We start from the raw sequence: 14,191 nt of genomic DNA, 5'->3' as shown, positions 1-14,191 counted from the left end.
CATATGGCTCTGTCCCGCCGTACTGGTCAAAGGTTTCAGGCCTCAATCTGGCCCGGATTCGTGGATGCGATGACCGGGCTTTTGTTGGTGCTGATGTTTGTGCTGACAATTTTTATGATTGTGCAGTTTGTGCTGTCGGAAACCATCACTGAGAAAGACACGGAACTGGATGCGCTGCAGACCGAGGTTGCGGCCTTGGCTGATGCTCTGGGGCTGGAGCGCACGCGGGCGCAAGACTTGGAGACAGAGATTGGTGGCCTGAGCGCAACCTTGGCGGATCGGGATACGGCCTTGCGGGAACAGTCGGCCTTGATCGCTGCGCTGAGTGCCACGCGTGATGCCCAAGCGGCTGCATTGGAGGCAGCGCAAACGCAGATCACCAGCTTTGAAGCGCAAGTCGCTGGTCTTTTGGCGCAACGGGATCAAGCGGAGGCCGACATTGTCGCGCTTGAGGGTCAGCGGGACGCCTTGGAGGACGAACGCGCGACGCTCAATCTGGCGCTGGCGCAGGCCCGTGATGAAATTGACGCAGGTGTCGAAGCCGCGCGTTTGGCCGCAGCAGAGACGGAGGCGATGCAGGCGTTGATCGACAGCCTACGCACCGATGTGGCCGAGGGGCAGTTGCAGATAGACGAGTTGGCCGCCGAAGCAGATCAGTTGGATCGGGCGCTCACGGCGGAGGAACAACAGCGGATTTTGCAAGCCGCAGCAGCAGAAGAGCTGCGCAAACGGCTTGAGAACGCAGATGCGGAACTCACGGCGATGACCTTGGCGCTTGAAGCGCAGCGCAAAGAGGCTGAGGACACGTTGACACTGTTGGCGGCGGCAGAAGCCGCGCGTGAAGATTTGGATCTTAAATTGGCAGCTGCACTGGTGCAGGAACAGAGTGTTGGTGCGGATTTGGAAGAGACGGTGCTCAAGCTTGCAACTGTCGAAACTGAGCTGGAAACGCGCGAAGGCGAGTTGGCATCCATCAAAGCCCAATTGGCGGCGGCGTTGTTGGGACTTGAAGAGAACCGGCGCACGGTTGCGGAGCTGCAAGGCAAATTGGTGGACGAAGTGGCTGCGCGGGCCATTGCGGAGACACAGGTTGGCGAGCGCAGCTCTGATCTTGAGGAACTAGAGGCGCAGTTGGCTGAGGCCTTGGCTGCGAAACTGACCGCGGAAACACGCGGGGCTGAAACGGCGGCACAGGTGGATGGGTTGACCACGCAGGTCGCCAATCTCGAAGAGCAATTGGCCGCAGCAATTGTGGCGCAAACCCAGTCGGAGCAGGGCGGGTCGTCGCTGCGCGAACGGTTGGCCGCAGCACTGGCGGCCAAGCTTGCAGCAGAGCAGAGACTGCGTGACACGCTTGACGTCGAAGCAGAATTGGCTGCGGCTTTGGCAGCACAAAAGGCCGCAGAGAATGCTCAGGCAGAGTCCTTAAGTGAAGCTGAGCGGCGAGACGCTTTGCTGGCAGAGGCCAACAAAGCGTTGTCAGAGGAAGAAGCAAAGTCTGCGGAAAGCTTGCGCCAGATCGCGGCGTTGAACCAACAGATTGCGGCTTTACGCACGCAATTGGGGCAGTTGCAGACTATTTTGGATGAGTATTCTGAGAAAGATGCGGCGGCGCAGGTCCAGCTGGATGCTTTGGGATCAGATTTGAATGCAGCCCTTGCACGTGCCGCCGCAGAAGAGCGCAAACGGCGCTTGCTGGAAGAAGCAGAACGGTTGCGGCTTGAAGAAGAGAAGCGTGTGCTGGAGGCTGAGACACAGAATTTGGCACAATATCGGTCGGAGTTCTTTGGTGAGCTGCGCAACCTGCTGGGGACACAGGAAGGCGTGCGCATTGTCGGCGACCGGTTTGTGTTCTCGTCTGAGGTGTTGTTCCCGCCCGGTGGCGCGGACCTGTCTTTTGAAGGGCAGGGTGAGGTCGCCAAAGTGGCCAACATTCTGCAGAGTGTGATTGATGACATTCCAAGCAATATCGACTGGATTTTGCGCGTTGATGGCCACACGGACGATGTGCCGATCTACGGTGGAGAATTTTCTGACAACTGGGAACTTAGCCAAGCGCGGGCCCTGTCGGTTGTGCGCTATATGATCGATGTGCTTGGGCTGCCGCCAACGCGGGTGTCGGCCAATGGCTTTGGCCAATATCAGCCTGTTGACCCCGCCGACACCGCCGAAGCGCGGGCGCGCAACCGCCGTATCGAGTTGAAATTCACCGAGAAATAGTGGGGGCTACTCTATGAGGAGCTCAACACGCTGTTGATCCAAGGTGGCGCCGTCGCGTGTGATGGTGACCTCCCCGTGATAGTGCCCGACCGGCCAGCCCCCCATGGGGGTGCGCTTGCCGCCTGCGCGAAAGTACTGTGCCTGCGTTTTTGTCAGGACTTCAGTATGGGCAAACACGTGGCCCTGTGGGCCGGTGATGACCAGGGACATCTCATCGTCGGGTAAGCTGCCGAACGCGTAGCCAAAGAGCACCAAAGCCTTGGCTTGAGACGGGATTTTGTCGCGTCCAGCGATGCCGGATTTGACCGTTTCGTAGCTGGGAACGCCGACCTCAAAACCTGCGCGGATCATGCCGCCGCCGACATAGGGCATTGGGGCATCCCAAAGAGAGACATGACTGCCGGTGCAGGTGCTCGTGTCCTCTGCCGAGAAGGGATCAACCACCTCATCATTGGCGCGCACAGAAATATGAAGATGTGGGAATTGAGTGCGTCCGGAGAGGCCGATTTCTCCCAAAATCTGGCCACGTGAAACCGTGTCTCCCGTCGATACTGACACAGACCCTTGTTTCATATGGCAGTATTGTGTGACCCAGCCGTCGCCGTGATCCAGCGCAAGGCCATTGCCACAATCCTTGCCTTGCAGGCTTGGGATGTCTTCGGTGCGGATCACGCGGTCGGCCATACCGTCCCGGGTGCCAAGAACAATGCCGTCCGCCGCCGCCAGGACATTCACACCGTGATCCATCGCCGCTGTCGAGGGGAGGGCAAAATCCGTACCTTTGTGGCCGTCATAGGTCAGGGGCCCACAGGTGTGATCCACCGCATCAGGGCCTGAATCTTGGTCGACGTAGTTTTGAATAAAGCAGGTCTCGCCCAAGGCACAGTCAACAGGAAGCGAAAACGTTGGCGCGCCCGCAGCTGGGTAAGCTGCGAGCGCGCCGATCAGTGCAATACTGCGTGTCAGCATCAGTCTGCCGTGAGCAGCGGAGGCTTGTCCCCCGTGATGCGCGGGCTGTCAGGCCCGGCAAGATCAAGAATGAGCTCGCCATTTTTGACCTTCACCTTGACCACACCACCTTTGGCAAGCTTGCCAAACAACAGCTCTTCGGCGAGCGGTTTTTTGATGTACTCTTGGATGACACGGCCAAGTGGGCGGGCGCCCATCTTGTCGTCATAGCCTTTGTCCGCAAGCCACTGTGCGGCCTTTGGCGTCAGCTCGATGGTCACGTTGCGGTCCATCAGCTGGGCCTCAAGCTGCAGCACAAATTTCTCGACCACGCGCAGGATGGTGTCTTTTGGCAGTGGCTGGAAGGAGATCACAGCATCCAAGCGGTTGCGGAATTCCGGTGTAAACGTCCGCTCGATGGCGGCGGTGTCTTCGCCTTCGCGACGGTCACGGCCAAAGCCAATGGCCGATTTCGCCTGCTCCGTTGCACCCGCATTGGATGTCATGATCAGAACCACATTGCGGAAGCTGACCGTGCGGCCGTTGTGATCGGTGAGCTCGCCGTTGTCCATCACCTGCAACAGAATGTTGTAGACGTCAGGGTGAGCTTTCTCCATCTCGTCAAGCAGCAGGACACAGTGTGGATGTTGGTCGACGCCGTCTGTCAAAAGGCCGCCCTGGTCAAAACCAACATAGCCGGGAGGCGCGCCGATCAAGCGGGACACGGCGTGTTTCTCCATGTACTCAGACATGTCAAAGCGCAGCAGCTCAACACCCAGCGTATCAGCCAGTTGTTTTGCCACTTCGGTTTTGCCGACACCGGTTGGCCCCGCGAACAGGTAGTTGCCGATGGGTTTTTCAGGTTCGCGCAGACCGGCACGGGCCAGTTTGATCGCGGAACTGAGGGACACAATGGCGTCATCTTGACCAAACACCACGCGCTTGAGGGACTTTTCGAGATCCTTGAGCACTTCGGCGTCGTCTTTGGAGACGCTTTTGGGGGGAATGCGCGCGATCTTGGCGACAACCGCCTCGATCTCTTTTACACCGATGGTCTTGCGACGCTTGGAGGCGGACAAAAGATGTTGCGCGGCACCGGCTTCGTCGATCACATCGATGGCTTTGTCCGGCAGTTTGCGGTCATTGATGTAGCGTGCAGCCAGTTCAACAGCAGTCTTGATCGCATCAGCGGTGTATTTCACGCCGTGATGCTCCTCAAAATACTCTTTGAGGCCTTTGAGAATTTTGATGCTGTCGGGCACTGTTGGCTCGTTCACGTCGATCTTTTGGAAACGACGGGCCAAGGCGCGGTCTTTCTCAAAGTGCTGACGGAATTCCTTATACGTTGTGGAGCCCATGGTGCGCAGTTTGCCGCCCTGCAAAGCAGGTTTCAGCAGGTTTGATGCATCCATGGCACCGCCAGAGGTGGCACCTGCACCGATCACAGTGTGGATTTCGTCAATGAACAGAACCGCGTCTGGGTGGTCTTCCAATTCGGTTACCACAGCTTTGAGGCGTTCCTCAAAATCGCCGCGATAGCGGGTGCCCGCCAAAAGCGCGCCCATGTCCAGCGAATAGATCGTGGTTTCAGACAGAACCTCGGGGATGTCTCCCTGCACGATTTTGCGCGCAAGACCTTCGGCAATGGCCGTCTTGCCTACGCCGGGGTCGCCCACCAGAAGTGGGTTGTTTTTGCGGCGACGGCAGAGAACCTGAATGCAACGTTCCACTTCATCGGCGCGGCCAATCAGCGGATCAACGTCGCCTTGGTCCGCTTTGACGTTCAGATCCACGCAGTATTTGGCCAGCGCGCTTTCTTTGGCCTCGCCACCTTCGGCGGTGGCTTCGATACGCTGCTCTTGGTCTTCGTCAGAGCCAGACACTGATCGTGCTTCACCAAAGGCAGGGTTCTTGGCCACACCATGCGCAATGAAGTTCACGGCATCATAGCGGGTCATATCCTGTTCTTGCAGGAAGTAGGCTGCGTTGGATTCGCGTTCTGCAAAGATGGCAACCAGCACGTTGGCGCCGGTCACTTCGGTGCGGCCAGAGCTTTGAACGTGTATGGCGGCGCGTTGGATGACGCGTTGGAAAGCGGCGGTTGGCACCGCCTCGCTGCCTTCGACGTCTGTCACGAGGTTGGACAGATCATCATCGATGAATTCGATTAGGTCGCTGCGCAATTCGTCGACGTTCACGCTGCAGGCCTGCAACACACGCAGTGCATCAGGCTCTTCCAGCAACGACAGGAGCAAATGCTCTAGCGTGGCAAACTCATGTTTGCGCTGGTTGGCCTGCGCGAGCGCGGCATGAATAGCTTGTTCGAGCGTGTTAGAAAATGACGGCACGGTGTGACTGCTCCCTCCGGGGTTGGATGATGGCGGAAAGCCCGCCTCTCACCTTAGGGTCTTTGTATTAAAGTTTGGTCGATTGGCGGCGGTCTTCAAGGACTTTCTGCAAAAATTGATACGTAATTCTCACGAATCACCTTTTGGATAGGTCACGCTGTGGTGATCCGCTGCCCTTTTGAGCGTGTATTTACAGGAGATACGCGCATGTTTGGCTGCCAGATCAAAAGTTGTCCTTCCGTTTGCGTACTTCTGTGAAGACGTCGACTGGATCCGCTCCGGCCAAGCCGATGGCGGCTTGCAGGGCCGGATCGGCGCTGCGCAAGAACGGGTTGGTTTGTTTTTCCAGCCCCAAGAGCGAGGGAACTGTGGCGATATCTTTGGCGCGCAGCCCGGCGGTTTCGGCAACACGCTGGTCGACCGCGGCGTTGTCTTCGCCCAGTGAAGTGGCAAATCTGCAGTTGGATGTGGTGTATTCATGTCCAGAGCACACGGTGGTGTCCTCTGGTAGGGCGGCCAGTTTCTCTAAACTGTGAAACATCTGTGCTGGGGTGCCCTCAAACAGCCGACCACAGCCCATGGCCATCAGGCTGTCACCGGTGAACACGGCTTTGGTGTCTGGGAAATGAAAGGCGATGTGGCCCACAGTGTGGCCGGACACGTCCAAAACGGCAACCGCCTCACCACCAAAATCAAAGGTGTCACCTTCAGAGAGGGCATGATCTAGGGCGGGCAGACGGTGTTCATCTGCGACGGCACCAAAGACTTTGGCAGAATGTTCTGCAAGAATGTCAGCCAAACCCTCAACGTGATCCCAATGATGATGGGTCAGAAGCACATGGGAAAGCTGCCAGCCTCGCTTTTTCAGCTCCGCAAGAATTGGCGGTGCGTCGGGGGCGTCAATCAAGGCTGTCGCGCCGGTGTCAGCATCATGTACAAGGAATGCGTAATTGTCGGACAGGCACGGGATGGTCACGATGTGATGGGGCATGGAAATCTGTCTCTGCGTTGCTATGTTACCCCTAGATTTGCCTATCAGAGGGCCGGGTGCAATGCATCTTGATGTACAAGATCTTCGCAACTTCTATTACCGCAGCACATTGGGGCGGGCGGCGCAGAAAGCTGTGCGTGATCAGATGCTGGAACTGTGGCCTGAAGCCAAGGGGCTGACCGTGGCCGGGTTTGGGTTTGCTGTGCCGTTGTTGCGCCCTTATTTGCCCGAAGCGCGCCGTGTTGTTGGGCTGATGCCTGGACCACAAGGGGTGATGCCTTGGCCTGCGGGCATGGCAAATGTCTCTGTGCTTTGCGAAGAAACGCTGTGGCCATTGGAAACTGGGCATGTGGACCGGCTGGTGATGATGCATGGTCTGGAAACCAGCGACCGGCCCAGCGATGTGTTGCAAGAGGCGCATCGTGTTTTGGGGCCGGGGGGGCGTGCGTTGTTTGTGGTGCCGCACCGATCGGGCATGTGGTCACGCAGTGATAAAACGCCATTTGGCTTTGGCCGTCCCTATTCGGCGGGTCAGCTTGAGGCGCAGCTAAGGCAGCATGGGTTTATGCCAGAACGCCAGCGCGCGACCTTGTACCAGCCGCCCAGCCACAAACGGTTTTGGCGCAAAACGGGCGTGCTTCTGGAAGGTTTTGGCAAAACGGTATCGCCTGTGTTGGCCGGAGGTGTTTTGATTGTGGAGGCCAGTAAACGTGTGCATGCCGCAAAAGGCCCCGGCGTGCATGCACGGATTGCCAAGCCGCTGCGTGTGCTCAGCCCTAGTCCAGAAGTGACACCTGCCTAACGCCCGATTTGGTGCGCTTTTTAGAGGACCGCGTCGCGCATGATGGTGATCCGCGAGTCGATCTCCGCAATACCGACACCGTTGGTGAAGTCTTCTTCCAACAGTTTCAGGATCGGCACGTCGCCGATGAAGATTTCAGAGTAGGCAACCTCAAACCCGTTGCCATAGGTGTGATTGACGATCTGCAGGTCACCCTGCACGTCAGGTGAGACATTGATGGTGAGATGATTTCCCGTCAATTCGTCCAGAACTGCGGGCCCCTGATTGAGAGCATTCGCATGCACATTCAAAGTCAACGTGTCTGTACCTGCATTGCCTTCGACATAGTGCCCGAGGCCAAAGGTGATGGTGTCATCCCCGTCACCGCCAAATAGGGAGGTGTCGTTGTCTTGTACAAGGTCCGCAGTGATCACATCGTCACCCTCGCCACCAAATAACTGGGCCGCGCCGGTTTCATCCGTCGCAACCGTCATGGTGTCGTCACCTTCTCCCCCATAGGCAAGATGTGTGCCACCCGTGAGCGTGAGTGTATCGTCGCCATCTTTGAGTGTTGTTGCAGCGCTCTCATCAAGGGCGAGTGTATCATCATCAGCGCTGCCATCGGTGGGGGTGAGCGCATAAAGGCGATGTTCTGCATGCCCGTTTGTTGCATCGTCAAAGTGCTGACTGTCCGGATCAAAGACGCTGGTCAGTTGGACCTCGCCCGCAGAGAAGTCTGTGACCCCTTCCAACCGCATGGTGCGCATTTCCACGTTGTCGGGGTTCAGTGGGTTGGTCCAGCTAAAGTGCACGTCCGTATAGGCCCCATCTGGGTCTTCGGTGGTGGTGATGTCTGGCAGCGGCAGTTCGTCCACGTCTTGAAAATTGGCCGCCGCACCCAAGTCGACCAACAAAAGGTCTTCGTCAGGGTCAAAATCGGTGATGGTGGCAATGATTTGATTGTCGTCTGCGTCCGCCGGGCGCACGGAGATAGCGCTGTCGATGTCTAAAGCGTAGACATCCGCACCTGCTCCGCCGGTGAGAATATGGGCCACTGTATTTTCTGGCAACCCATCCAGTGGGTGCAAAAGGAACGTATCATCACCTTCACCGCCGTCCGCAGTTGCCGGGCCGTCGGTGGTGGATTGCGACGGTTTGAGGAAAAACGTGTCGTTGCCTTCGCCACCAAAACCGGCTGCGGCATCGGAGATGTGCATATAGTCGTCACCCTCTTCGCCAAAGCCCTCTGTGCTGCCGCCAAGCGCAAAGGCATCGTCGCCATCGCCGCCCAAGAGAATGCCGGAGCCACGGGAAAAAAGCCGGTCATTGCCGTCCTTGGCGTCGATGTTTTCAGCGCCACGCGCAAAAAGATCATCGTCGCCATCGGTTCCATAATTGGTTTGGCCTTGTGGATCTGAGGGACCGTCCTGTGTTTCTTCACCGTCCAGATCGTCTCTGTTTTGATCTGGGTTTGCGTCGGAGTCGGAGGAGCTGGACCCGTCATCCCCATCGGAGTTGCCCATAATGTCAACAATCGCAGTGGCTGCGCCGATCCCCAACAGTGACAAAAGTACAAGCGGTCCCATAGTGCCTCAAATCTCAGAATCAGACGGTTTTCCCCTGCGCTCATATGGACGGAATATTGATTGAGATTTCGTTGATTGCAGATTTCGACGCAAAGCGGGTCAGGAACGGCCGCCAATGGAGAAAACGCCTGCGATCTGACCGGGCGTCACCTTTGCGAAACGACGCAATATGGACACGGGAATCGCAGAAAACGAGTGTTTGATGTACATTTTTTGGTCTTGTATGAGCAGGCAAAGGGTCGCACCTGCACAAAAGCCTTAAAAATAAGGCGACTAAGGCATGAGGCCAAACCTGTAAACAATGTTGCTAGCTGAGCAAGCCTCTGCTACACCCGCGACGGATTTTAACGCCCCGTTAGTCCCGGGGCCATGAAACGCCCTCGTGTGTGGCATACAATTGTATGCAATGTGCGAGGCCAGCAAGCGGAAGGGTGGACGTGTCCGAACCAGCTTCGATCTCCTCCGGCATTGCAGAACGCTATGCCGCTGCGGTCTTTGAGATCGCACAAGAGAACAAATCGCTGACCAAATTGGAAAGCGGAGTTTCAGACCTAAATGCCGCTCTGGCTGAAAGCGCTGAATTGCGCAACTTGATCCACTCGCCGTTGGTTAGCCGCGACGAGCAGGAAGCTGCGATTGCAGCAGTTGCGGCCAAAATGGGCTTGCAGCCTGTTTTGAAAAAAACGCTGGCCCTGATGGCGCAAAAACGCCGTCTGTTTGTTTTGCCACAGCTGATTGAACAGCTGCAGGCGATGATTGCGGAGCACAAAGGTGAAGTGACGGCTGATGTCACCACTGCAAAAGCATTGACCAAGACCCAAAGCGAAAAGCTAGCGAAGTCGCTGGCCGCCCGTGTAGGCAAAGATGTCAAAATCAAAGCGACCGTTGACGAAAGCCTCGTTGGCGGTCTTGTCGTTAAAGTGGGCTCGAAGATGATCGACACGTCGATCCGCTCCAAGCTCGCGTCCCTCCAGAATGCAATGAAAGAGGTCGGATAATGGGTATCCAAGCAGCCGAAATCTCTGCGATCCTTAAGGAGCAGATTCAAAACTTTGGCCAAGAGGCTGAAGTGGCCGAGGTCGGCCGTGTGCTTTCCGTCGGTGACGGTATTGCGCGCGTCTATGGCCTAGACAACGTTCAAGCCGGTGAGATGGTTGAATTCCCAGGTGGTATTCAAGGCATGGCGCTGAACCTTGAGAGCGACAACGTTGGTGTTGTTATCTTTGGGTCTGACCGTGACATCAAAGAAGGTGACACAGTTAAGCGTACCAACTCCATCGTGGACGTTCCAACTGGTGACGGCCTTCTGGGTCGTGTTGTTGACGGTCTGGGTAACCCACTGGACGGCAAGGGCCCGATCAAGTCGGATACCCGCGGTGTTGCAGACGTTAAAGCGCCGGGCATCATCCCGCGTAAGTCTGTGCACGAGCCAATGGCGACAGGTCTGAAATCTGTGGATGCGATGATCCCGATTGGCCGTGGCCAGCGTGAGCTTATCATTGGTGACCGTCAGACTGGTAAATCCGCTGTGGCTCTGGATGCGATCCTGAACCAGAAGTCTTACAACGACGCCGCTGGCGACGACGAAGGCAAGAAGCTGTACTGCGTATACGTCGCGATTGGTCAGAAGCGCTCCACCGTTGCGCAGCTGGTTAAGAAGCTGGAAGAGTCCGGCGCGATGGAATACTCCATTGTTGTGGCAGCGACCGCATCTGAGCCTGCGCCTCTGCAGTTCCTGGCGCCTTACGCCGCGACCGCAATGGCTGAGTATTTCCGCGACAACGGCAAGCACGCGCTGATCATCTATGATGATTTGTCCAAGCAAGCTGTTGCGTATCGTCAAATGTCCTTGCTGCTGCGTCGTCCGCCCGGACGTGAAGCTTATCCTGGTGACGTTTTCTATCTCCACTCTCGTCTGCTTGAGCGTTCCGCGAAGCTGAACGAAGATTTCGGTTCTGGCTCGCTTACTGCGCTGCCGATCATCGAAACCCAAGGTGGCGACGTTTCTGCGTTTATTCCAACCAACGTGATCTCCATCACCGACGGTCAGATCTTCTTGGAAACTGAATTGTTCTACCAAGGTATCCGCCCTGCTGTGAACACCGGTCTGTCGGTTTCGCGCGTGGGTTCCTCTGCTCAAACCAAAGCGATGTCTTCGGTTGCTGGTCCCGTGAAACTGAGCCTTGCTCAGTATCGTGAAATGGCCGCATTTGCGCAGTTTGGTTCTGACCTTGATGCCGCAACTCAGCAATTGCTGAACCGTGGTGCACGTCTGACCGAGCTGATGAAACAGCCACAGTACTCACCGCTGACCAACGCTGAAATCGTCTGCGTCATCTTTGCTGGCGTGAACGGTTACTTGGACAATATCGATGTGTCCGAAGTTGGCCGCTTTGAAGAGGCTATGCTGACCCATTTGCGCACCAAAAACGCAGACTTGCTCCAGTGGATCACCGACGAAGATCCCAAGATCAAGGGTGATGCCGCGGACAAAGTTAAAGCAGCGCTGGACGCATTCGCCGCTGACTTCGCTTAAGAAAGGTCTCACAGATGCCAAATCTCAAGGACCTAAAAAACCGGATCTCGAGCGTGAAAAACACGCGTAAGATCACAAAAGCCATGCAAATGGTTGCCGCGGCGAAGCTTCGCCGCGCGCAGGAAGCTGCTGAGCAATCGCGGCCTTACACAGAACGGTTTAACGCTGTTCTGGGTGGGCTTGCGGCCTCAGTTGGCAGCTCGGATTCAGCACCGAAATTGCTTTCTGGCACCGGCAGCGATCAGACCCACCTGTTGGTGGTGATGACTGCTGAGCGGGGCTTGTGTGGCGGTTTCAATGCGAACATCGCCAAGTTGGCGCGCGCGAAAGCTGCGGAACTGAAAGCTGCAGGCAAAACCGTTAAGGTTTTGACTGTTGGCAAGAAGGGCCGTGACGCGATCAAACGCGAACTGGGAGAAGACTTTGTAGGCCACGTTGATCTCACTGAGGTCAAGCGCGTGGGTTATGATGACGCTCAGGGCATTGCCCGTGATATTCTTGTGCGTTTCGACGCAGGAGAATTTGATGTTGCGACGATCTTCTACGCGAAGTTCGTGAACGTCGTGAGCCAGACCCCAACCGCCCAGCAGATTATCCCAGCCGCGTTTGACGCGGATGCGGAAGGTGCAAGCACTCTGTATGACTACGAGCCCAGCGAAGAGGCCCTTTTGGCTGACCTGCTGCCGCGCGGAGTTGCAACACAGATTTTTGCAGCGCTGCTGGAAAATGGTGCCTCTGAACAGGGTGCCCGGATGAGCGCGATGGACAATGCGACCCGCAACGCGGGCGAGATGATCGACAAGCTGACCATTGAGTTTAACCGCTCGCGTCAGGCTGTGATCACCAACGAGCTGATTGAAATTATTTCGGGCGCTGAGGCGCTCTAAGAGACAACCGGAGACGAAACATGGCTAATGCAAAAGGCAAAGTGACCCAGGTCATCGGCGCCGTTGTAGACGTGCAATTCGAGGATGCCCTGCCAGAAATCCTCAACGCGTTGAACACGGACAACAACGGCAAGAACCTGGTTCTGGAAGTGGCTCAGCACCTGGGCGAAAACACTGTACGTACAATCGCGATGGATGCGACCGAAGGTCTCGTTCGCGGCGCGGCTGTGACGGATACAGGCGCTCCAATCTCGGTCCCAGTTGGTAACGGGACTCTGGGTCGGATCATGAACGTGATCGGCGAACCAGTGGACGAAAAAGGTCCGGTCAAATCGACCGAGACACGCGCGATTCACGGCGAAGCACCAGCGTTTGCTGATCAGTCGACAGAAACTGAAATTCTGACCACCGGCATCAAAGTCATCGACTTGCTGGCACCTTACACCAAAGGTGGTAAAATTGGTCTGTTCGGTGGTGCCGGCGTTGGTAAAACCGTTTTGATCATGGAATTGATCAACAACATTGCTAAGGTGCACTCTGGTGTATCCGTGTTCGCGGGTGTTGGTGAGCGTACTCGTGAAGGGAACGACCTGTACCACGAGATGATCGAATCCGAAGTTATCGTGCCTGACGATCTTGAGAAATCCAAGATTGCTCTGGTGTACGGCCAGATGAACGAGCCTCCCGGTGCGCGTATGCGTGTTGCTCTGTCAGGTCTGACTCTGGCGGAACAATTCCGCGACGAGTCTGGTTCGGACGTTTTGTTCTTCGTGGACAACATCTTCCGCTTTACACAGGCGGGTTCTGAGGTTTCGGCTCTGCTGGGTCGTATTCCTTCTGCGGTGGGCTACCAGCCAACACTGGCGACCGACATGGGTGCGATGCAGGAACGTATTTCCTCCACCAAATCCGGTTCGATTACTTCGGTTCAGGCCGTGTACGTACCTGCGGATGACCTTACTGACCCTGCACCTGCGACATCGTTTGCGCACTTGGATGCGACAACCGTTCTGGATCGTTCGATTTCGGAAAAAGGTATCTACCCTGCTGTGGATCCACTGGGCTCGACCTCACGTCTGCTCGACCCACTTGTGATTGGTGAAGAGCACTACACGGTTGCGACCGACGTTCAGCAAATTCTGCAGCGTTATAAGTCGCTTCAGGACATCATCGCCATTCTCGGCATGGACGAGCTTTCGGAAGAAGACAAACTGGCTGTGGCCCGTGCGCGTAAGATCGAGCGCTTCTTGTCTCAGCCGTTTGACGTTGCGAAAGTGTTCACCGGTGCAGACGGTAAACAGGTGCCTCTGGAAGACACCATCTCGTCGTTCAAAGCTGTTGTGGCTGGCGAATATGACCACCTCCCCGAAGCGGCCTTCTACATGGTTGGCGGCATCGATGAAGTGATCGCAAAAGCCGAAAAGATGGCTGCTGAAGCGGCCTAAGGAGGCCCGTAATGGCAAACGTGATGCAATTTGATCTGGTTAGCCCTGAGCGGAGCCTTGCTTCGCTTGAGGCAACCTCCGTGCAGATCCCCGGTGCTGATGGCGACTTGACCGCCATGCCGGGCCATGCGCCTTTGCTGACCTCTCTGCGCCCCGGCGTTGTGCGGGTTCAGACCGCAGATGGTGAGAAAGATTTTGTTGTGACCCGCGGTTTCGCGGAAGTCTCTTCGGACTCCATCTCAGTCATCGCGGAACACGCGCACAAAGGTGACGAAGTGACCAAAGCTGATCTTGAGGACGTCATTGCAGACGCCCGCAAGGCCGCATCGGACGCTGGTGACGAGCACAAAGACGGCGCGGAGAAGTTCCTCTCTGATCTGGAACAGCTCGCAGAGAACATGGTCTGATCCACATTTAGGATTAAGAACTGAAAGAGGCTCCGCCATCAC

At 56.5% G+C, this 14,191-nt stretch carries 11 protein-coding genes; 7 read left to right on the top strand and 4 right to left on the bottom strand.

Annotated elements, in window-relative coordinates:
- Positions 1-3 precede the first annotated feature (3 nt).
- Positions 4-2,220, top strand: a complete 2,217-nt coding sequence (locus ABWV47_RS14300) for a peptidoglycan -binding protein (protein WP_353312956.1) — start codon at positions 4-6, stop codon at positions 2,218-2,220.
- 6 nt (positions 2,221-2,226) lie between these two features.
- Here the strand turns inward: ABWV47_RS14300 and ABWV47_RS14295 are convergent, their stop codons facing one another.
- The 3 genes from ABWV47_RS14295 to gloB all read right to left on the bottom strand — a co-directional run bounded on the left by ABWV47_RS14295 (position 2,227) and on the right by gloB (position 6,507).
- A complete protein-coding gene (locus tag ABWV47_RS14295) occupies positions 2,227-3,189 on the bottom strand; it encodes a M23 family metallopeptidase (protein ID WP_353312954.1) in 963 nt (320 codons plus the stop codon).
- The gene (gene clpA / locus ABWV47_RS14290) at positions 3,189-5,516 is read right to left on the bottom strand and encodes an ATP-dependent Clp protease ATP-binding subunit ClpA (RefSeq protein ID WP_353312952.1); all 2,328 of its coding nucleotides are present in this window, start codon (positions 5,514-5,516) and stop codon (positions 3,189-3,191) included. The genes ABWV47_RS14295 and clpA overlap by 1 nt, the downstream gene beginning before the upstream one ends.
- 223 nt (positions 5,517-5,739) lie before the next feature.
- Positions 5,740-6,507 carry a hydroxyacylglutathione hydrolase gene (gene gloB / locus ABWV47_RS14285; protein WP_353312950.1) on the bottom strand — a complete coding sequence of 256 codons (768 nt, stop codon included), beginning with the start codon at positions 6,505-6,507 and terminating at the stop codon, positions 5,740-5,742.
- Positions 6,508-6,568: 61 nt separating this feature from the next.
- Here gloB and ABWV47_RS14280 point away from each other — a divergent pair, with 61 nt between their 5' ends.
- Positions 6,569-7,309 (top strand): class I SAM-dependent methyltransferase, encoded by a 741-nt coding sequence (locus ABWV47_RS14280; protein WP_353312948.1) that lies wholly within the window; start codon positions 6,569-6,571, stop codon positions 7,307-7,309.
- 20 nt (positions 7,310-7,329) lie between these two features.
- Here the strand turns inward: ABWV47_RS14280 and ABWV47_RS14275 are convergent, their stop codons facing one another.
- Positions 7,330-8,874, bottom strand: a complete 1,545-nt coding sequence (locus tag ABWV47_RS14275) for a hypothetical protein (protein WP_353312947.1) — start codon at positions 8,872-8,874, stop codon at positions 7,330-7,332.
- 437 nt (positions 8,875-9,311) lie between these two features.
- Here ABWV47_RS14275 and ABWV47_RS14270 point away from each other — a divergent pair, with 437 nt between their 5' ends.
- Genes ABWV47_RS14270 through ABWV47_RS14250 form a run of 5 tightly spaced genes read left to right on the top strand, consistent with a single transcriptional unit; the run spans position 9,312 to position 14,149 of the window.
- Entirely contained in the window at positions 9,312-9,872 is a 561-nt protein-coding gene (locus ABWV47_RS14270; RefSeq protein ID WP_353312945.1) for a F0F1 ATP synthase subunit delta, read from the top strand.
- Positions 9,872-11,410 carry a F0F1 ATP synthase subunit alpha gene (gene atpA / locus ABWV47_RS14265; RefSeq protein ID WP_353312943.1) on the top strand — a complete coding sequence of 513 codons (1,539 nt, stop codon included), beginning with the start codon at positions 9,872-9,874 and terminating at the stop codon, positions 11,408-11,410. Before ABWV47_RS14270 ends, atpA begins: the two co-directional genes overlap by 1 nt.
- A gap of 14 nt (positions 11,411-11,424) precedes the next feature.
- Positions 11,425-12,297 carry a F0F1 ATP synthase subunit gamma gene (locus tag ABWV47_RS14260; RefSeq protein ID WP_353312941.1) on the top strand — a complete coding sequence of 291 codons (873 nt, stop codon included), beginning with the start codon at positions 11,425-11,427 and terminating at the stop codon, positions 12,295-12,297.
- Between the two features lie 20 nt (positions 12,298-12,317).
- Positions 12,318-13,742 (top strand): F0F1 ATP synthase subunit beta, encoded by a 1,425-nt coding sequence (gene atpD / locus ABWV47_RS14255; RefSeq protein ID WP_353312939.1) that lies wholly within the window; start codon positions 12,318-12,320, stop codon positions 13,740-13,742.
- An 11-nt stretch (positions 13,743-13,753) separates the two neighbouring features.
- Positions 13,754-14,149: a F0F1 ATP synthase subunit epsilon gene (locus ABWV47_RS14250; RefSeq protein WP_353312937.1), complete on the top strand. Its 396-nt coding sequence runs from the start codon at positions 13,754-13,756 to the stop codon at positions 14,147-14,149.
- Positions 14,150-14,191 lie beyond the last annotated feature (42 nt).

Source organism: Shimia sp. NS0008-38b (assembly GCF_040370365.1).
Lineage (GTDB): Bacteria > Pseudomonadota > Alphaproteobacteria > Rhodobacterales > Rhodobacteraceae > Shimia.
The sequence above is the reverse complement of the archived record's forward strand: the minus strand, read 5'-3'. Positions and strand labels throughout refer to the sequence as shown.